This window comes from Bacillus sp. FSL L8-0152, assembly GCF_038006365.1.
Taxonomy (GTDB): domain Bacteria; phylum Bacillota; class Bacilli; order Bacillales; family Bacillaceae_G; genus Bacillus_A; species Bacillus_A cereus.
The window spans coordinates 858,754-878,991 of sequence record NZ_JBBOVB010000001.1 but is presented as its reverse complement, the minus strand read 5'-3'; the positions used below and the strand labels follow the sequence as shown (position 1 = coordinate 878,991).

Below are 20,238 nucleotides of genomic sequence, written 5' to 3'. Positions count from 1 at the left end.
CTATTCACATATAATCTTTTCTATAACGCTAATGATAAGTTAAGGTTTAAGCCTATTAGACAATCTTAATTTTTAATATTTCCTTCTTTTTTAACACATCGGCCATGCTTTTACATTTAATAGTAGTAAAAGACAACTTAAAAGGAGGGGTTGTATTGAAGAATAAAAAAAATATCGGCTGTTTCGCTCCTTTATCTATCATTTGTCCAGACCCTTGTCCACCGCCCCCTCCTCCAAATCCAGATTGCGAGCGAGTAACAAATGAATTTGCAGGGAATTTCCTCATAACGAATAACACCATCCCATCTGCCAAAGATGCATCACAATCAATGATACTATGGCAAAGTGATGGGATACTACTTATATCAGGTACTGTCTCGGTTTACAATAGTACTAGCAGCACCGAAGCAATTACAATTCAAATCGTTGGAACAGTAACCAATATTTTCACTGTGTTTCCTGGTAATACAATATCGTACACAGGAAAAGACCTACAGTCGGTCAATATTATCAATATAACAAGTAATCCTTCACTATATTTAGAAGGCAAGTACTGTTGCGAATTTACATGTTGCTTATAGAATACCAATTTCATTATTTCCTTAATATAAAAAGCATACCGTTCACGGTATGCTTTTTATGAGATTGGATAACGTACTGTAATACAAAACTCTCCTTGATTAACAGTCGTTCCTGTCGTAGTAATTCGGACAGTAGTAAAATATCGGACAGTGAAAGTACCACTACTTTGTGGTTGTACAGTAATTGTATCAACTACTGTTGCACCTACTAAAAAATCAACTGTAATCGGGTTGGCTCCTACATCATATTTCACGTAACCTGAACCATATACTTCTTGCGTGATATTATTTGTATATACAATTTGAGTACCAGCACCTGTAATAGACCAGTCTGTACATACTTGGTCTTGCACAAGTGTTTTATTAGAACAACAAGACAAACTGGAACTTCTCATTCCCATTTCGATCCTCTCCTATTCTGCTATGAAAGTAGATAACGTGTTGTAATACAAAATTCTCCCTGATACGTTCCAGCAGGTGTTGCAGGTAACACAACTTGTATACTATCAAAGCGACGATACGTAAAAGCAATACTCGTTCCTGGGTTTAATGTTTGTGTATCAATTGTACCCCCAGCAGAATCAAGCGCTTCTACAGTAATTGGGCCTGGTCCAACATCATATTTAACAAAACCAGTACCAACTACGTTTTGGTTAATATTATTTGTATAGAGAACATTATCAATTGCTGTTGCAACTACAGTAGCAGACCACGGACTACACACTTTATCTTGCACATAATTTTTATCTGGACAACAAGTTAATGCGGACCCTGAGCACTCACAAGACATAGTTGTTTCCCCTCTCTCTTTTATATTCCCTATATGTGTATGTCCCTCAGAGTCTTTTGCCTGTACTATTCATCTATTTTCAAAAAATATTCAAATGACTAGATAGATTCCGTTTTGTTTCTTTTCTTCATATATTTATAGACAAAGATACTAGCAACGATAAGAATAACGCCCCCTAATATCGGTAGCATATATTGCCCAACAACATCTGCTGCTTTTTCCCAATGCGGACCTAATTTCATTCCAAAATAAACATACAAAGTCGTTAACGGGAACATTGCTACAAATGTATATATGCTGAATTTCCATATGTTCATTTTCGCCATACCGCATGGAACAGAAATAAGCGTTCTAACTCCCGGTACAAAGCGTCCAACAAATGCTACAACCGGTCCATATTTCTCAAAGAAATCATCTGCTTTTTGAATTTGTTCTTCTTTAATGAAGAAGTATTTCCCGTATTTTATTAATAGAGGACGGCCACCGTAATAACCGAGTGCGTATAACGTTAACGGTCCTGTCGTTCCGCCAAGCGTTCCGGCTAGTACAGCAAGCCAAAAATTCATATCACCCTCGTATACCCAATACCCAACCATGGGCAAAACTACTTCTGCCGGAATAAATTCAAACGTTAATGCTAACACAACTCCAAAATAAGAAAACTGCTTTAAAAATTCGATTATATCTAAAATAATTTGCTCCATATTTTTAACTCCTATCCTACATTTACGTTATGCTTTTCTTGTAATTGAACTGGCGCCATTTTTACAATTCGGTTCAAAATAAATAACACAATTCCAATATCATCTAAAATACCGATAAACGGCAGGAAGTCTGGAATTAAATCGAGTGGCATCGCAACATAACCAACTAAAAACGCAATAGATAAAGTTTTCTTCTTTATTGAAACCTCTTTTGAAGTGAAAAAGTCAAATAGGAATGGAACAAATCGGCGAACATGAAATACAACTCTTAATCTACTAATAAGTTTTTTCATTTTTATATCTCCTCTCTTTGTATACGAAAAGGACCCTACCAAATATGGTAAGGGTCCTCAAAAAGACAGAAAGGGGCCTTTACCATTGCTGGTAAAGGTCTCACTAACAACGAAACGTTGCCAATAAAGCCGAGGGTTTCTCCCTGTAATGACGACTTTACTGTAATAAGTTACTCCCCTTTATACACAATTTTATACACTCACATTAAAATATTTCAGAGGGCTTGTCAATATATTTTATATCCCAATCCCTTCCGTAAAAAACAAAAAACGTATAGGAAATTTCTTACTATCTCATAATATACATAATCATTTTTGAACGAAAGGAGATGTTTCATTTGCATACTGTATGGAAAGGTGCACTTTCACTTGGACTATTAAATATAGGAATCAAACTATATAGTGCCGTAGAAGAAAACGACATAAAATTTTTAAGTCTTCATAAAGAATGCTTAACACCTATTAAATATAAAAAGTTCGCTCCCGATTGTACGGATGAAGAAATTGATGATAACGATATTGTAAAAGCCTATGAATACGCACCTCATAAATATATTATTATGGATGAAAAAGAATTAGCTGAATTACAACAAGCTCATGAACCACGATCCATTCGTATTATATCTTTTGTCCAAAATAACGAAATTGATTCTGTTCTCTATGATCGCTCTTATTTTATAGGACCTACCCTAGGACATGAAAAATCATATTTATTATTAAAAGAAGCTCTTGAACGTACGAATAAACTTGGTCTTATCCATATTTCCATTAGAAAAAAACAACATTTAGCTATTATCCGTAACTTTGAAGATGGGCTTATATTACAAACTATTCACTACCCTAATGAAATTCGCGATATAACAAATACACCTAACTTACCAAGTAACGAAAATTATCCGATTCAAAAACAAGAACTCACAGCAGCAATCAATTTAATCCACCATCTTACAAATCCTTTCGAACAAGAGTTATATACAGATGAATATAAAGAAGCTCTTACCGAATTAATCGAAAATAAAATTGAACAACAGGAAAAAACCGAAACCATCTCTCCTGCTCCAAACATCATCAATATTATGGAGACATTACAGGCAAGTATTGAACAAGCAAAAATAAAAAGAGACAATAAAACAGAAAAAGAGGCCAAATAAAATTGACCTCTTTTTTCTTTAAAGCGGATTACATTTTGGCATCTCAAGTCCAGAAGATTGTGCTAATTTTAATAAGTAATAACATTCTTCTCTTGCCATATGATCCGCCATTCTAGCAGATAATGCACTTAATATTTCATTCGATAACTCCATCTCTTCAACCTCATGGAGAAAATGCGAAAATAATTTTAACTCAAGTGAAACATCTTTTGTAAACTTCTTTAATGCAGGAAAATGATGAAGCTCTGTCCGTAAATAACCTGTCATCTCAACTGCCTTTAAGTAAAATTGTTCAAAGTGCTTCGTAAATTCTTCACTTTTCTCTTTCAATCTTTTTTCAACAAGATCTAATCCACCAGAAATAGAGCCTGCATGACCAGCCGCATCCGTTAACCAAACGAGATGGTAATGTAATTCATGAAAAACAGGCGGAACTTCTCCTTTCTTTAAAAATTCTAACACCGTTATATATTCTTCTACTTCATTTACCATATGATTGATGAAAGTTGGTGTAAAATGAATAGTGATTTTTCCCTCGAGTTGTTTCTGTATAATACTTAATTTAAACGTTCGTATTTCCTTTGCGGCTCGTTCTGCCTCTTTTGAAAATGCAATGAGATTCACATTATGAACTTTATTTAAAAGATTCGTAAATGTTTCAAGAAAATATGTGGCCTTCTTTATATCTTCTTTTTCCTTCGGAGCTAATGCATCAAGTAAAAATTGCGAATGATCAGTAAGCACCCTTAGCCAAAATTGATGCTCAAACAACGCACTTTCTTCATAATTCCTCTCCACTAAATCGCCTCCGTTTATTCATCCTTCTCTATCACTTGAAGTTTATATCCATCTGGGTCTTGTACTACAATACTCTTCTCACTTTTGTTTTCTGTATATGCAATTTTATAAAACACTAACCTCTTCTTTAAATTCTCTATGTTAGAAATTGAAAACATTAGAACATCAACCGCATCCGTAACACTCTTCTCACGCCCACCCAAACTACGATTCATTACAAAACTAATTCTCGTTGAATCAGTATCATACCAAACCCCTGTTACATCTAATTGGGGTCTTTCTAAACTAGGCTTGATTCCTAAAATCCCTTCATAAAAATACAGAGTTTCCTTTAAGTTCTTTACTTCTAACACGATTAAATTCTTTACATTCTCCACATTCATTCCCCCTGTACTTATTACTTTTTTATATGTGTCATAAATGCTCATTATGTCTGAATACAATACGTAGTAATGAACATGTAAGGAGGTTTATTCATGAATAAATATATGAGATCATTCGTGCCCTATCATAGTCCTCTCGATCCTTGTCCTCCTATCGGAAAAAAATATTATTCTACTCCTCCTAATTTATTTTTAGGCTTTCAACCGCCAAACTTGCCTCAATTCACACCAAAAGAAGCACTACAAAAAGGGACTTTATGGCCTGTTTTTTATGACTATTATGAAAATCCTTATAAAAAAGGGCGGTGACTACTGACGTGAATCAATCGCTACCAGAAGAATACTATCAGCTTTTACTGGAGCTTCAAGAATTAGACTTTGTACTAGTTGAACTCACTCTTTATTTAGATACACATCCAGATGACACCGCCGCGATTAATCAATTTAATGACTTTTCCTATAAGCGGAGAGTATTAAAACAAAAGATGGAAGAAAAATACGGACCACTCCAACAGTTTGGAAACAGCTATTCTAATGCCCCTTGGGAATGGAGCAAAGGTCCTTGGCCATGGCAAATATAAAGGAGAGAAACTATGTGGATTTATGAAAAGAAATTACAATACCCAGTTAAAGTGGGAACTTGTAATCCCGCACTTGCAAAATTATTAATCGAGCAATACGGTGGTGCAGATGGAGAATTAGCTGCTGCACTACGTTACTTAAATCAACGTTATACAATTCCTGATAAAGTCATTGGCCTACTTACTGATATTGGTACAGAAGAATTTGCTCACCTTGAAATGATTGCTACGATGGTTTATAAGCTGACGAAAGATGCGACCCCTGAACAAATGAAAGCTGCTGGTCTTGACCCTCATTACGCTGATCATGACAGTGCTCTTCATTACCATAACGCTGCTGGTGTTCCATTTACTGCAACCTATATACAGGCTAAAGGTGATCCAATTGCCGATCTATACGAGGATATTGCAGCTGAAGAAAAAGCACGCGCAACATATCAATGGCTCATTAACTTATCAGATGATCCAGATATAAATGACAGCCTACGCTTCTTACGTGAACGAGAAATTGTCCATTCACAACGTTTCCGAGAAGCAGTTGAAATTTTAAAAGAAGAACGCGATAAAAAAATATTTTTTTAAAACACGTATCCTAGCGATATGTGTTTTTTTATGTTAAAAGTTAAACCCTTCCTATTAAACATATAAATAGTATATTTATTCGATTTAATGCATTATTTTTTAATATTTTCAAAATTCCCTATTGCTTTCTAGTCATCAGACCTTTAAAATAATAACAGTTACTCGACAAATTATTTGAATTTTCGACAAAAACACTCATTAGGAGGATTTTCTTTATATGCATACAACTTTAAAACCAGCGCAAATACTTTCGATTAGTTTATTACTATTCGCAGTTTTCTTCGGTGCTGGTAATATGATTTTCCCGCCCCTTCTTGGTCTTTCTTCCGGAGAAAATATGTGGGTTTCCATTACAGGGTTTATTATTACAGACGTCGGTTTATCTTTACTTGCTATCGTTGCTGTTGCCCTTGCTGGTGGTAGTTTTAACACTTTAGCGAGCCGTGTTCATCCAAAATTCGCAGCAGTATTCGCTATCATTATTTATCTTTCAATCGGCCCACTATTTGTTATTCCACGAACTGGATCTGTATCTTATGAAATCGGGATTGCACCACTTTTCCCAGATCAATGGTATTCTATGTTAGTTTTTAGTGCGATTTTCTTTACAGTCGTTTACTTCTTATCATTAAATCCATCCAAGCTAGTAGATCATATCGGTAAAATATTAACGCCAATTTTACTTGTAATTATTGCAATTATGGCAACAAAAGCGATTCTTTCACCAGGGACGTTTGCAGAACCTATCGGTGACTATAAAGACATCCCGTTTTTCAAAGGATTTCTTGAAGGATTTTTAACGTTAGATGCAATTGGGGCTCTCGTACTATCAACAATTGTTGTAAATGCAATTCGTCAAAATGGTATACAAGAGAAGAAATCTATCGCAAAATATACAATCATTTGCGGAAGTATCGCTGCTCTATTCTTAACAATTGTTTACTTCTTACTCGGTTATATTGGAGCTTCAAACGGAAACTTAGGACAATTCGAAAACGGTGGGCAGCTATTAGCTACTGTTATGTATCAATTCTTTGGGACAAGCGGTAATGTTTTATTAAGTATCGCCATTATCTTCGCTTGTTTAACAACAGCAATCGGCGTTGTAAGTGCGTTCGCCAACTATTTCGCAACAGTACTAACAAACGTTTCATATAAGAAGCTCGTACTATACGTTTGTATTTTTAGCTTCGTGATTTCAAACTTAGGATTAAGCTTATTAATTAAAATCACATTACCTGTATTAATCATTTTGTATCCAATTACAATCATTTTAATTTTCGTATCATTTATTGATAAATATACGAAACGTAAACCTTCTGTCTACATCGGAGCAATGATCGCAGCATTCATTATTAGCTGTATTCATGCACTTGATAATGTGGAATTGATACCAAGTTTTATCGCTAATATCGTACACACAATTCCTTTTTATAACCTAGGAATTGGCTGGATCATTCCAGCAATAATCGGTGGTATAATCGGATACTTTATTCCGCAAACAGAAGCGGAAGGCGAAGTCTCTACAAAATAAAGAAAAGAAGCAAGCATGAAATACATGCTTGCTTCTTTTTATCTTCTATTATTAAATACAGTATTTGTGTAAGAACGAACAGTTAACATATAATAACCAAAGTAGATTATGATATACACTCCTATACTACCTAGTAAGGGAAGACTATATTCAAACATTCCTGTAAAACCCATCAAACTTAAAAATGCAAAGAACGTATGAACAATCGCAAGAAATAGTGGTACTAAGAATATTGCACCTACTTGCTTTCTTACAGATTCCCTTGCTTCCTTTTTCGTTAGTCCGATTTTCTTTAACATTCCGTACGCCGGTCGCTCTGCCATCGCTTCTGTTATTTGTTTAAAGTATAAAATACAGCCTGTTGCAAGAATAAAGACAATCCCTAAAAATATACTAGCAAATAATAACACTGCACCATCTTGCAATTCAGATTGGCTCGCCTCTTCAAATGATTGGAATTTCACTTCTTTAGGAATGATTGTCCCTAGCTCTTTCGTTAGCGCTCTATTACCGTTTCCTTCAACGATAAATCCACTAACTGTTGAAACATCCTTTCCTTGCTGCAACTTATTAAATAACGAATCTCGAACAACAAGCCCCACTGGTGCAAGTTTCGCACTCATAATTGTTTCCTCTCGATGATCAACGATTGTAATATCGTCCTTCATCCCTTCAAAGAACACATTGTTTCCTTCAAGCGAATTCTTTTCGATGTTATATGATTTATACGGATCTAATAAAACAACTTCCTTTTCAGAACCGAGAATAACTTGTGTATTGCCTAATATAGAAGCTGATTTATTATAATCTGTCACTTTTATCATTTGCACATTACCATTACCTATTAAATACCCTGTTAATATTTGTTCTCCATCTATCTTCCCTTGCATAGACAGCATAGCTACAGACGTTTCATTTTTAATTGCTAATTCATGTTTTTGAATTTCTTCTCTAACCTTCTTATCTAGTTCCTTTCCAGTTGTTACATACTCATAACTAACTGGATTCATTAAGGTCGCTGTCTTCTGCGCCCCATAATACATACTGGAACTCACCCCAATGGTGCATAATGTTACCGCACTTAATAAAGATAATAACGCAAGCATCTTTACGTTTCCTTTTATTCTGAAGAACAATGAAGAAATCGATAAAATGTTCGTTCCATTCCAATATTTCGTTTTATCTCCCTTGATTGTATGGAGTGATTTCACTGTATATTGCTCAAATAGTAAAAACGTACCTTTTACAATACAGCCAAAAATAAGTAGACCTGTAATAAAAATTGCTCCAAATCCAAAAACTTGTGTAAGTAACGCAATGATATAACCTGTAATTAATAAAACAACCGCTCGTTTTGCCTTCTTACTTGAATACGTAGGTGCCTCTTCTTTTTGATTTTCACCATATAGTAATTCAACTAAACGATGCTCATAAATTAACTTTTTACTTTTCCATGATGCAATAAAGAAAATTGCGCCTATCGTTATAAGAACTTCTACTATAGATACAAATGAAATCGTAAATGTAAAAGTAAACGCACTTCCCATTAACTTCACGAGAAGCCCCGCGCACATATTCGCTATAAATAGACCAGCAAGAATACCTAATACACTTGCCGCACCACCAACTAATAATGTTTCATAAAAAAGTAACTTCGCGATTTCTTCTTTACGGATACCTAGTAAACTATATAGCGCAATTTCTTTTTTCTTCTTTCGCAAAAAGAAGCTATTACAATAAAAAATAAATATCGTTAAAAAGATAATTAACAATATTTGTGCAAACGTAAATGTCGTTTCCACCTTATCCGATTCTTTTAAAAGAGCTACTACACTTTCATTTCGTTTAATCGATACGAATGTAAAATAAATAATAATGCTACCTACTAATGAAATAAAGTATAGAAAATAATCTTTTATATTTCGTTTTATACTACGTTTTGATACTTCTAAAAAATCCATCGTATACCTTCACCCGCTCTCGTATTTCTCTATACATAAAGTGTATACGAAATTGTATTTCTCCCCTATCGATTTTCATTACATCTCTCTTACGATATTGTAATATAATAAAATAAAAAGAACCTAGTTTCCTAGGTTCTTTACATCGTATGTTTAAACGTAAACAACTCTTCTTTTGAATGCACAACAGATTGTTCCTCTTCTACAAGATCCTTCTTTAGCTCTCCTCCTAACCTTACTTTCATCATCGCCTCTTCGATACTTTTTACAATCATATTTCCTGAAAAAATAGTAAGTCCAAAAAATGTAATCGGAACGAGAGGGATCCACGGATTCACTGTTAATGACCTAAAGTATACTCCAATTAAACCTGACCATTCATGCGTATAAGATTCCACCTCTTTTATTTGTCCACCAAACATTACAGTCCCACCAAAGAACACTTCAAGTAATCCTAAGTGCAGTAAAATAGTAAGAGTCTGCGTAAACTACTGAAGAAATACGAGTATAAACGGCATATAGAGATGCGGAAAAATATGTTTTATAACAATATGTCTTCTCGATCCACCTAATATGCGCGCGGCATCAACAAATTCTTCCGTTCGCAATTTACGAACTTCCTTCGCAACATACAGTGCAATAACTGGCATTACAAGCAGTACAAGTAATACCACTTGAAACGAAGCCCTTTCAAAAAAGGTTGTTGTCTCCTCTCCGCTTCCAAATGCATTTGCAGATTGAAGAAAAAAATACGCAATCATAACTGTCGGAATAACTGTAAAACTATCAAAGAAAGCCTCAATTTTTGAAAATCCTCTTTTTATATACGTTCCGAGTACGACACCGAAAAACACACCTATTACCATTCTAAGTGCCGCAATTAAAATAGATATACCAATCGTCCACTTCGCGCCCTCAATGACTAAATGTAACAGGTCATACCCTTTCCGATCTGTCCCGAGTAAAAATTGTAATGAAGGTGGAAACGGTGGCACTTGTGGATTTTCATCCGCATCATATTGCAATGTAACTTGTCTAATATGTCCATCATTCCATAACGTATTTCCGATGCTCAAAAGAACTAATAGGAGAAGAAACCCAATGCTTATCCAAAATCTTTTATCACGTTTTATATACGTCCACATATTATAATCTCTCCTTCATCGCAGCCGGAATAAGATAATGAAACAATTTAAATAAAATGAAAATCGGAATATATATAAGAAGCACACTAACGATGAAAACCTCAACTCTAATACCGAAATACGATTTCAAAAACATAAAAATACCACCCGTATTAAAAATCCATTCTATAATATATAAATTAGATAACATAAAAAAGATATTCGTTTTCGCAAAGAATAATGTACTAAGCAACACATTTCGTAAAATATGACGATTTAAAATATGAAAGCGCCCCAGCCCTTTCGCCTTAGCAAATAGTACATAATGTTTTTCTAGTTCATTTTCAAAACGAAGCACGACCATTTTTACAAACATAATCGTAGTCGGGATGCTCAAACACAATATTGGCAACCCCCTAATCGACTCGCCTCCAATTGAAGCAATTTGAAAAGGTAAAAAACCTGTTTGTTTAAAAAACCATACAACTAAAATTTGTGATACTAAAATAAGAAGGATATCTGGAATGGATTCTAGGAAGATAAGAAATGATTTAATTCGATGTTGTATACGCGGTGAACTACTCATAATTACATAAACAATACAAAATGCTACAAATAATGAAATAAAAAAAGCCGCTAAAAAAATAATAATCGTTTCTTTATAATGGACGAACAACTGCGGAAATAAAAATTTACCTTTCACATATTGCAAATTGGAAATATCCATTAAGTTCACAAACACTTCTTTTAAACTCTGTATGTACCTTGATGCATGCAGCTCAAATCCATAAAATAATTTCGGCAGTGCCCCTAAACAAATAATACCCAAAATCGAAATAATAAATTGAACCGTCACTTCCATCCCATTCAGAAAAACTTTTTTGACCACGTTTTCCCTTCTCTCTCTATATAATTTACCCCCTAATTTTATTCTTAATTTTCTGAATTGTAAATGTTTATATAAAAAAATCACTAGGTTATGATCCTAGTGATTCTTTATGCGCATGCCCTTCTCTTTTCACAAATGGCATATACAAAATAAAACATCCAATAAGCGCAGCTATTTCTAATGAAATAATATAGTAAGGATGCGGCCCTAACATATCAAGTAATGAAGCTGTTTCTGGCTTATGAGCTAAAAACATATAATTACCACCTGTTTTGTAATTTACAAACGAAACAATTGGAATCAATATGTTTAAAAATATCATTGTGCGTTTAATAGATTGTACTGTCGGACGATATCCTTCCACCCAAGTCATAAAGAGTGGTGCCCAAATGAGCAATATATGCGCGATAAAATATTCAATGAAACGAAAATGCGGAAAAGCATACTGCAAGTTTGGCGTTAAAATAGCTTGTGATGCACCAATAATTCCCGTGAAAAATACAATCTCATATATGCGGTAACTTTTCGTTACGATCATAATCGACGCTAATAATAAACTAATCGTACATAATTCAAACGGTAATGAAGTAGCTAGCTCAAAAATCCCCGCTTTCCACTCCCACATATGAAGCCCAATTTCACTACCTATAAATAAAAATGCAATTGCATATCGAACCGTTATATTCCATTCACTTTGACGTAATACATCTTGGTATTGATACAGAAAAAATATCCCCACCAACATAATAAATAATATAATGGCATGTTGCCTTGAGTATGGAATAAACGATTTTAATGGATGCGCACTAAAATAAGCTTCCATCTTCCTTCCTCCTCTCCTTCATACAATATTATTGTAAGAAAGAAACGACGAGTCAATTCATTTGCTTACACTTGGACAAGCTCTACCTTACATTTACATATTCATACCTTACAAAACTGTAAGGTTATTGTAAGCTAAAACGATTTGTCAGATTCTTCACCTCTTCTATACTTAATGTAGATACTAAAACGAACGAAAAGGTGATAAATAGATGAAAAAGAAAAATAAAGTGTTAATTACTAGTGTAGTAGCAATCGGAATTGCAGCTGGATCATACTTTGCATTTGCTGGGGGCGGTTCAGATGTAGCAATGGCATATAGCGGATATAAAGTAACCGAAAAACAAATCCAAAACGCGCAAAAATTTGGTGGCGAAGTTATTCCAAATGGAATTGAAACTATTTCATTCGATCCAACAAAAGGAACATATGAATTAGCTGTGAAAAAAGGCGATGAAGTGAAAAAGGGTCAGCTTCTATTTAAATACAATGATCCGACTGCGAAACAAGGTGTAACAGAAGCAGAAATGCAAAAGAAAATCGCACAAAAAGAAGTAACGTTGCTCCAAAAACAAATTGATACAGCGAAACAAAAATTACAAAAAGATAAAAATGCAGGCCTTCCTGCTGAAGCATTAAAAGCATCAGAAGCCGAAGTTGGGCAATTAGAATCACAAATTGAAATGAAAAAGTTTGAAGTTGAAAAAGCTGATGAAATGATTAAAGCTGCAAAAGAGAAAGTAAACAATCTTTCTGTAACAAGTCCTGCTGATGGCGTAATTGATGATATCGTAAAAACTGCTGACGAAAAAACAGGTATGAGCGGAATTACTCTTCGTCACGCTGGTCAATTTAAAGTAAAAGGTCAACTTTCTGAATATGAGCTTGCTAGTATGAAAGTTGGGCAAGAAGTAACTGTTTCATCAAAAACTGTCGCTGGTAAGACTTGGACAGGAAAAGTAACAGAAATCGGTTCTACACCTTTAAAGAGCATGGATGAAAATAAAACTGTTTCTAATTACCAATTCACTGTCACATTAGATAATAGTGACGAACTACAAAACGGCTTCCACGTTTACGTAACAAGTAAATCTGGCGAAGCAACTGGTACAATTATTCCGAAAAGCAGTATCGTGAAAAAAGGTGACAAAAATGTTGTCTTCGTTGTAAAAGACGGTAAAGCGAAAGAACAAGCAGTTACTGTTGAATTCGAGACTGATAGCGAAGCAAAAGTTTCTGGAGTGAAAAAAGGAGAGGAAATTATCTCTAAGCCTGAAAAAGACTTAAAAGATGGTATGGAGGTTGTCGCCCAGTGATTAACTTAAAAGGCATCACGAAATCCTTCCAAAATGGTGCAGAGTCCGTTCAAATATTACACGGAATTGATGTAACACTGAACCAAGGAGAATTCACTTCGATTATGGGACCTTCTGGTTCTGGTAAATCAACATTAATGAACATTATCGGTTGCTTAGATAAACCGACGACAGGTACGTACGAACTAGCTGGTCAAAACATTTCAAACATGTCTGAAACAGAACTTGCACACGTACGTAATAAAGAAATCGGATTCGTATTCCAAAACTTCATGTTATTACCTAGACTTACAGCACTTCAAAATGTAGAGCTACCTCTTATTTACGCTGGAGTCGATAAAAAAGAAAGACGTGAGCGCTCGTTAGCTGCTTTAACAAAAGTAGGCTTAGCTGATCGCGCTACTCACTTACCGAACGAATTGTCCGGTGGGCAAAAGCAGCGTGTCGCTGTTGCACGTGCAATCGTAAATAACCCAAAATTCATTTTAGCCGATGAACCGACGGGAGCACTTGATACGAAAACAAGCACACAAATTATGGACCTCTTTTACGAATTAAATAAACAAGGCTCAACAATTATTATGATTACCCATGATCGTGAAATCGGGGAAGCTGCAGCACGTCAAATTGTAATTCGTGACGGAAATATCGTCCAAGATTGGAGGGGTTAATTTTGAATACGAGTGAAAATATACGCATGGCCCTTTCCTCTATCTTTGCTCATAAGATGCGCTCTATCTTAACAATGTTAGGTATTATTATCGGTATTAGTGCCATTATTACTATCATCTCGATGGGTGATGGTACAAACGCAAAGTTTAAAAAAGAATTAGGCCAAGGAAAAGATAATGAAGTAACGATTTACTACAACAATCCTGATTACGGAACAGATAGTGCCAAAATCACACCTGATATGCTAAACCGTCTGCAAACTGTACCAGGCGTTAAAGATGTGTATCCAGACGTAAGTATGAAAGTAAAAGCAGCTGCTGGTTCAAAAGATGTAAATCTTGATTTAAAAGGTGGAACAGGCTCCTTTATGACAGATTCGAAAATAAAATTAGTTCACGGTCGTGAATTAAATGACAGTGAACTAAACCAAGCAATCCCTGCTGTTATATTAAATGAAGAAGCTTTCAACAAATTATTTAGTAGTGGTTGGGAATCCAATCAATACACAGATATAAAAGGAAAGCCGTATAAAATAGTTGGTGTATACGAAACGAAAAACGACTTTGGAATGCCTATGCCTGAAGGTTATACATCACTTGAAAATGCGCCTGTCATTTCAGGAGTAAATGAGTATGACTCTGTAAGATTAACAATGACCTCTCCGACAGAACGTAAAAGTGTAGAAAAACAAGCTGTTTCTGTTTTAAACGAAATGAAAGCTCCTAAATTTGAGCACAAATTCGAAGCACAAGACTTAGGTGAATTTACGAAACAACTAGACGAATCAATCGGTATGATGAAAATGGTATTCGGTGGTATTGCTGCTATCTCCTTACTTGTTGGTGGTATCGGTGTAATGAACATTATGCTTGTATCTGTAACAGAACGTACACGCGAGATTGGTATTCGTAAAGCACTTGGTGCAACACGTGGTAAAGTATTAACACAATTCTTAATCGAATCTTGTATTTTAACAGGACTTGGTGGTTTCATCGGATTCATGCTCGGTATTTTCTTCGCTTGGATCGTCTCAATCTTTGCTGGATGGCCACTCGTTGTCTCAAAAGAACTTGGACTTCTTGCAGTAGGTATTTCAATGCTAATCGGTATTGCATTCGGACTATTACCAGCTAACAAAGCTGCAAAACTTGATCCAATTGAATGTTTACGATATGAATAAACAAAAACGTAGGAGTTTACACTCCTACGTTTTTTATTTACCTATTAAATCGAGTTTCTTCTATTATATATGTTTCATGTTACAACTATCATTCTAATACTCTTCATTATTTATAGGTACTAAGGCTATTATCTAATCCTATTATTGCAAAAATACTATGTAACAGACGAAAATCAAGGCGTAATTTTTTCCATGCTTCGACTGATTTTGTAACAATTATATCGATATTTCATTAAATTTCACCTCATTTATATCTTTTCACATCTAAAAAGGTTATTATCCCATAACTATTTTTTCATTTAAACAGTAAAATAAGCTGTTTTCGTAACACTATAGATATCATCAAGAAACATTACTGTAACATTATTAATGTTACAGTAATTGAAATACTACTCATTTTGTGTTTTACATGCCCTGATACGCCAAAAAACAACAAGGAAGCGCTATCAGGATATTTATGGAATTGTTACAGAATATTAATGCCCCGTTACGAAAGCTTTGTAATTATATGTTTTTCGCAAATAAGAAAATAATGGTTGCTATAATGAGGTCAACGAAAACAAATGCAATGGAGGCTATTATGAAAAAATTTATGGGTATAGCAACAGCAGCGGTTTTTGGTCTTGGGATTTTCACAACATCTGCTAAAGCAGAAACGATCGTAACGACTGACGTACTAAACGTACGAGAAAACCCAACTACTGAATCAAAAGTTGTAGGAAAATTATTAGATGGATATAAAGTAAATGTTTTACATACAGAAAATGGTTGGTCAAAAGTTCAATTGAATAGCGGTAAAGAAGCTTTCATAAGCGCTGACTATACAAAAGACACTTACTACGTCACAGCAAACGTATTAAACGTACGTGCTGGAGCAAACACAGACTCAGAAATTCTTGGTAAGTTGAAAAAAGATGATGTAATTGAAACAACACACCAAGTACAGAATGATTGGATTCAATTTGAATATAACGGAAAAACAGCTTATGTTCATGTTCCTTACTTAACAGGTAAAGCACCAGTTAAAGTTCAACCAGTAGTTAAAGTTGAAAAAACGACTAATGTTCAAGATACAGCTAAAGTTCGTGAAGCAGTTAAAGCTCAGGAAGTAGCTGAAACTCAAGCAAAAGCTAAAGCTCAAGAAGCAACTAAAGCTCGTGAAGCGGCTGAAGCTCAAGAAGCAACTAAAGCTCGTGAAGCGGCTGAAGCTCAAGCAGAAGTTAAAGCTCAGGAAGCAGCTAAAGCTCGTGAAGCAGCTAAGGCTCAAGCAGAAGCTAAAGCTCAGGCAGACGCTGAAGCTCAAGCAGAAACTAAAGCTCAAGAAGCGGCTAAAGCTCGTGAAGCAGCTAAAGCTCAGGCAGCAGCTGAAGCTCAAGCAGCGGCTAAAGCTCAAGAAGCAGCTAAGGCTCAAGCAGAAGCTAAAGCTCAGGCAGATGCTGAAGCTCGTGAAGCAGCTAAAGCTCAAGAGGCAGCAGCTGAGGCTCGTAAAGCAGCTAAGGCTCAAGAGGCAGCTGATCGTGAAGCGGCTAATAAAGTTCAAAAACCAGCTACACAACAACCTGTTGCAAAAGAAACTGAGAAAAACACACAATCTTCTTCTCATGAATTCCAAGTTGTAGCAACAGCTTACACAGCAGATCCACTTGAAAATGGTTATAAAGCAGGCGACCAAGTAAAATCAGCTTTAGGTCATAACTTAACAGCTAATCCAAACATGAAACTTATTGCAGTTGATCCAAGTGTAATTCCATTAGGTTCAAAAGTATGGGTTGAAGGTTACGGAGTAGCAATCGCTGGTGATACTGGTGGAGCTATTAAAGGTAATAAAATCGACGTTTTAATGCCAGATAAAGGTACATCAAGTAGCTGGGGACGTAAAACAGTTACAGTTAAAGTATTAAACTAGTTAGTAAAAAAGAGTCAGTCTCATCGTTGAGGCTGGCTCTTTTTTTACTCTATTAAACTACTGAAAAATGACATAGTAAATGAAATTATATCAACGATTTTTCAAATATATCTATCGTAACCTACAATATATCAACGATTTTTCGAATATATCTATCGTAACTTATAATATATCAACGATTCGACAAGAGATATCGATTTACCGACAAATTTTGACGTTAAAAGTACTTTAATATTAAAAAGGCGGTCCAAAATTTGGAACGCCCCCTATCTTCCCTATTCCACACAAGTAAACTGCGTCCAAGCTCCTACATAATTTAGTAAGAATAGCTCCTCTTCCGCAATTGTACCGACGATATTTTTCCGTTCATCTATCGGCATTTCTTTTAAAATGATTTGCAGTTCACCTTTATACTTACCAAATGAATTATTTCCAATTACAACTTGCCCTCTTTCCTGTAGCACACTTTCACGCACTGGGAAGTCATAGTCTTTGTACTTTTTACGTACTTCTGTAGAACGTACCATATACTCTGTTATGTCGCCGCGTCTTACGTGTAATTCTTGCAGCGTAGCTCTCTTCTCTACTTCAGTCACTTCGTCTACAAAGTGCACTTTTAGCTGTAACATGTAGCGATTTAAGTTTCCTAGTTTCTCTAACTCTTCCTCACTCGCATAAGCATTTCCGATAATGACATCATCGATTAGCCCTGTTGCCCATAAATGCTTCGCTTGTACTTCAATTGGTAAATTACGATGCTCTTCTAACGTACATAATCCGTCGTTAATATCCCATGGACCAATGTTTGCGGCATGTGATGTAATAAATGCTGCACTGCGAATACCATGCTTTTTAAAGCGTTCACTACAACGAATGAAATAATCGTACGGAAGACCAGTGAATTTTTGCGGATAAAAATTATGACAACCAATTAAAGCTGATTTATTCGCTTGATGCGAAAGAATATTCTCTAAGTACGCAATATCGTTACTTACATTTAACTCAATTTTTAAACCGTACGGATTATTCGTCATTTTCGCTTCCGTTAATCCGTCAAAACCTACATCTAAACGAATACCGTCTGCGCCTAACTCTGCGAAAAATGATAGATCGCTATAACTAATACCAAGCTGATCAAACACAGCCGGAGCTACATCTAAAATAACTTCCATATTGTTATCTTTCGCATGATTAATAATTTCTTTAAATTCAGCTACAATTTCTTCTTTCGGACGATTCACAGATAACAAACAAGTAAATATTCTTGAAAAACTGTGTCGTGCCGCTGCGGAAATATAAGCCATATCTTTTTCTTTCGTTGAATGTTCTGGATAAAGTGAAATTCCTAATTTACGCTCCATGCTTTTGCATCTCCTTCACACGTTGTATTAATGCCATGCTCGTAAATCTATATTTTGCAGATAAACACGTTGCACATAAAATTGTCGGTACAATAATTACGTACGGTGAGTGTAGACCTAACATTACATATGCACCCATTGAACAACCGATAAATAAAACTGATACTAGTAGTAACACTAATAAAGATTTACTTTGTACCCATTTCGAATAATGGGCAATACACTGTCCGACCACGAATGTAATTAAGATGATAATTGCTCCGAGCATTCTGTTTTCTCCTCTCCTGCTAATTGTTGTTTCTCATACATTTTGAAGAATGGATAGTAAATAACGAATGAGATTACAAAGTTAACAAGTACAAGTACACCAGCCATAATTGTCCAGTCCGTACTAATCACCGCTGCAATTGGTGCTAACATCGTAAATGGCAATTTCGCCATCATGAGTGGAATCATACCTGAAACAACTGCGAAATATGATACTGTCGTTGTCACTAACGGTGTAATAACGAACGGAATAATTAAGATTGGGTTCATTACAATTGGTGCCCCGAAAATAATTGGCTCGTTAATATTGAATAAACCTGGTACGAATGATAATCTACCTAACTCTTTTAGGAACTTAGATTTAGAGAACATAAACATAATTACTAAAGCTAACGTTGAGCCAGATCCGCCAATCCATACGAACCATTGAATGAACTGCTCTGTAAATAAGTTTGGTAACTGATGTGCATTTCCTGTAGCCGTGAACACTTCCATATTTTCAAGAATTGCTGAATCCCACATCGGACGAATAATTGGTCCTAAAATTGCCGGTCCATGTATACCAAATGACCAGAAGAACACGATTAAGAATACTGTTAATAAACCACCGAATAAGTTATTTCCTACTAGTACTGATTTTAATGGTGCGATTAAGTATGTAATTGTTGTATTTACATCGAATTTCAAACCGTAGCGAATGCCCCAAAATAAAAGAATAACTACTAATGTTGGAATTAATGCTGCAAACGAATTTGAAACTGCTGGTGGTACACTGTCTGGTAATTTTATTGAAATATTATGCTTAATCATAAAATGATAAATTTCTACTGCAATTAATGCTGTAACAATTGCGCCGAATAAAGACGTTGCACTTAATGTTCCTACTGAAATATATCGACCTGCATCAATAACACCTGGTACAGCTTTCGTAATTTGAATTGGTTCAACTGATGCTAGTAAAAAGGCGAGTACAGATAGTAGCCCTGCACTTAATTGATTGAGCTGATAAAAGTTCGCGAGCGAAGCCCCTACTCCAAACGCTGCGTATAAGGCCATTAGTCCTACTGTAAATCGGAATGGAATATCTAAAATATGGCGAAACGGTGCAATCCATTCCATATATGCATCAATTGGTAAATTTAAAAAGATAACGAAAAATGACCCGACGATCGTTAACGGTAATGTAGAAATAACCCCATTTCGAATTGCCAATAAATGTCGTTGTCCTGCAATTTTTTGCGTTGTTGGCATAATCTTTTGTTCCATAAAACTCATAAACCCATTCATCAATAGCCCTCCTCTTTCTCTCTACTATAAAAGAATGAAATAAACTTTATAACATT

General features: G+C 35.3%; 22 protein-coding genes and 1 pseudogene. 10 read left to right on the top strand and 13 right to left on the bottom strand.

Going from position 1 to position 20,238, the window contains the following annotated elements; genetic code table 11:
• The first annotated feature begins 155 nt into the window (after positions 1–155).
• Positions 156–581, top strand: coding sequence for an S-Ena type endospore appendage (locus MHH27_RS04585; protein ID WP_098251166.1), 426 nt, complete (start codon positions 156–158; stop codon positions 579–581).
• A 56-nt stretch (positions 582–637) separates the two neighbouring features.
• Here the strand turns inward: MHH27_RS04585 and MHH27_RS04580 are convergent, their stop codons facing one another.
• From MHH27_RS04580 to MHH27_RS04565, 4 genes are all read right to left on the bottom strand, one after another.
• Positions 638–982, bottom strand: coding sequence for a DUF3992 domain-containing protein (locus MHH27_RS04580; protein WP_000525819.1), 345 nt, complete (start codon positions 980–982; stop codon positions 638–640).
• Between the two features lie 20 nt (positions 983–1,002).
• The gene (locus tag MHH27_RS04575) at positions 1,003–1,371 is read right to left on the bottom strand and encodes a DUF3992 domain-containing protein (protein WP_340941740.1); all 369 of its coding nucleotides are present in this window, start codon (positions 1,369–1,371) and stop codon (positions 1,003–1,005) included.
• A gap of 98 nt (positions 1,372–1,469) precedes the next feature.
• Positions 1,470–2,075, bottom strand: coding sequence for a DedA family protein (locus MHH27_RS04570; RefSeq protein ID WP_000435017.1), 606 nt, complete (start codon positions 2,073–2,075; stop codon positions 1,470–1,472).
• Between the two features lie 11 nt (positions 2,076–2,086).
• On the bottom strand, positions 2,087–2,368 hold the full coding sequence (locus MHH27_RS04565) for a YkvA family protein (protein ID WP_000733855.1): 282 nt from the start codon (positions 2,366–2,368) through the stop codon (positions 2,087–2,089).
• A 338-nt stretch (positions 2,369–2,706) separates the two neighbouring features.
• On the opposite strand from MHH27_RS04565, the gene ku reads away from it, so the two are divergent.
• Positions 2,707–3,519, top strand: a complete 813-nt coding sequence (gene ku, locus MHH27_RS04560; RefSeq protein WP_098251167.1) for a non-homologous end joining protein Ku — start codon at positions 2,707–2,709, stop codon at positions 3,517–3,519.
• A gap of 18 nt (positions 3,520–3,537) precedes the next feature.
• Here ku and MHH27_RS04555 read toward each other — a convergent pair whose 3' ends face one another.
• Positions 3,538–4,317 carry a DUF2935 domain-containing protein gene (locus MHH27_RS04555; RefSeq protein WP_000440991.1) on the bottom strand — a complete coding sequence of 260 codons (780 nt, stop codon included), beginning with the start codon at positions 4,315–4,317 and terminating at the stop codon, positions 3,538–3,540.
• Positions 4,318–4,331: 14 nt separating this feature from the next.
• A complete protein-coding gene (locus tag MHH27_RS04550) occupies positions 4,332–4,745 on the bottom strand; it encodes a VOC family protein (protein ID WP_072939912.1) in 414 nt (137 codons plus the stop codon).
• A gap of 48 nt (positions 4,746–4,793) precedes the next feature.
• On the opposite strand from MHH27_RS04550, the gene MHH27_RS04545 reads away from it, so the two are divergent.
• The 4 genes from MHH27_RS04545 to brnQ2 all read left to right on the top strand — a co-directional run bounded on the left by MHH27_RS04545 (position 4,794) and on the right by brnQ2 (position 7,397).
• Positions 4,794–5,009 (top strand): spore coat associated protein CotJA, encoded by a 216-nt coding sequence (locus MHH27_RS04545; RefSeq protein ID WP_001046257.1) that lies wholly within the window; start codon positions 4,794–4,796, stop codon positions 5,007–5,009.
• 8 nt (positions 5,010–5,017) lie between these two features.
• Positions 5,018–5,281, top strand: coding sequence for a spore coat protein CotJB (locus MHH27_RS04540; protein WP_001076510.1), 264 nt, complete (start codon positions 5,018–5,020; stop codon positions 5,279–5,281).
• Positions 5,282–5,293: 12 nt separating this feature from the next.
• A complete protein-coding gene (cotJC, locus tag MHH27_RS04535) occupies positions 5,294–5,863 on the top strand; it encodes a spore coat protein CotJC (protein ID WP_000265273.1) in 570 nt (189 codons plus the stop codon).
• 217 nt (positions 5,864–6,080) lie between these two features.
• Entirely contained in the window at positions 6,081–7,397 is a 1,317-nt protein-coding gene (gene brnQ2 / locus MHH27_RS04530) for a branched-chain amino acid transport system II carrier protein BrnQ2 (protein ID WP_098251168.1), read from the top strand.
• A gap of 38 nt (positions 7,398–7,435) precedes the next feature.
• Here brnQ2 and MHH27_RS04525 read toward each other — a convergent pair whose 3' ends face one another.
• The 4 genes and pseudogenes from MHH27_RS04525 to MHH27_RS04510 form a co-directional block, all read right to left on the bottom strand.
• Positions 7,436–9,358, bottom strand: a complete 1,923-nt coding sequence (locus MHH27_RS04525) for an ABC transporter permease (protein ID WP_098251169.1) — start codon at positions 9,356–9,358, stop codon at positions 7,436–7,438.
• Between the two features lie 140 nt (positions 9,359–9,498).
• Positions 9,499–10,503: pseudogene (locus MHH27_RS04520) on the bottom strand (ABC transporter permease).
• A gap of 1 nt (position 10,504) precedes the next feature.
• A complete protein-coding gene (locus MHH27_RS04515; RefSeq protein WP_340941736.1) occupies positions 10,505–11,371 on the bottom strand; it encodes an ABC transporter permease subunit in 867 nt (288 codons plus the stop codon).
• An 88-nt stretch (positions 11,372–11,459) separates the two neighbouring features.
• Positions 11,460–12,194 carry a YwaF family protein gene (locus MHH27_RS04510; protein ID WP_098251171.1) on the bottom strand — a complete coding sequence of 245 codons (735 nt, stop codon included), beginning with the start codon at positions 12,192–12,194 and terminating at the stop codon, positions 11,460–11,462.
• 211 nt (positions 12,195–12,405) lie between these two features.
• On the opposite strand from MHH27_RS04510, the gene MHH27_RS04505 reads away from it, so the two are divergent.
• The 4 genes from MHH27_RS04505 (at position 12,406) to entC (ending at position 17,267) form a co-directional block, all read left to right on the top strand.
• Positions 12,406–13,509, top strand: a complete 1,104-nt coding sequence (locus MHH27_RS04505; protein WP_053565182.1) for an efflux RND transporter periplasmic adaptor subunit — start codon at positions 12,406–12,408, stop codon at positions 13,507–13,509.
• The gene (locus MHH27_RS04500; protein ID WP_000609100.1) at positions 13,506–14,180 is read left to right on the top strand and encodes an ABC transporter ATP-binding protein; all 675 of its coding nucleotides are present in this window, start codon (positions 13,506–13,508) and stop codon (positions 14,178–14,180) included. The genes MHH27_RS04505 and MHH27_RS04500 overlap by 4 nt, the downstream gene beginning before the upstream one ends.
• A 26-nt stretch (positions 14,181–14,206) precedes the next feature.
• Complete coding sequence (locus MHH27_RS04495; protein ID WP_416135369.1) at positions 14,207–15,361, top strand: ABC transporter permease; 1,155 nt, start codon at positions 14,207–14,209, stop codon at positions 15,359–15,361.
• A gap of 457 nt (positions 15,362–15,818) precedes the next feature.
• The gene (gene entC, locus MHH27_RS04490; protein WP_340941733.1) at positions 15,819–17,267 is read left to right on the top strand and encodes a cell wall-binding protein EntC; all 1,449 of its coding nucleotides are present in this window, start codon (positions 15,819–15,821) and stop codon (positions 17,265–17,267) included.
• A gap of 275 nt (positions 17,268–17,542) precedes the next feature.
• Here the strand turns inward: entC and MHH27_RS04485 are convergent, their stop codons facing one another.
• From MHH27_RS04485 to MHH27_RS04475, 3 genes are read right to left on the bottom strand one after another with little or no spacing between them, the layout of a single operon-like run.
• Positions 17,543–18,628, bottom strand: a complete 1,086-nt coding sequence (locus tag MHH27_RS04485; protein ID WP_340941731.1) for a DUF871 domain-containing protein — start codon at positions 18,626–18,628, stop codon at positions 17,543–17,545.
• On the bottom strand, positions 18,618–18,896 hold the full coding sequence (locus tag MHH27_RS04480) for a hypothetical protein (protein ID WP_000900046.1): 279 nt from the start codon (positions 18,894–18,896) through the stop codon (positions 18,618–18,620). The genes MHH27_RS04485 and MHH27_RS04480 overlap by 11 nt, the downstream gene beginning before the upstream one ends.
• Positions 18,872–20,182 carry a PTS sugar transporter subunit IIC gene (locus MHH27_RS04475; protein WP_001013060.1) on the bottom strand — a complete coding sequence of 437 codons (1,311 nt, stop codon included), beginning with the start codon at positions 20,180–20,182 and terminating at the stop codon, positions 18,872–18,874. The genes MHH27_RS04480 and MHH27_RS04475 overlap by 25 nt, the downstream gene beginning before the upstream one ends.
• Between the last annotated feature and the right edge of the window lie 56 nt (positions 20,183–20,238).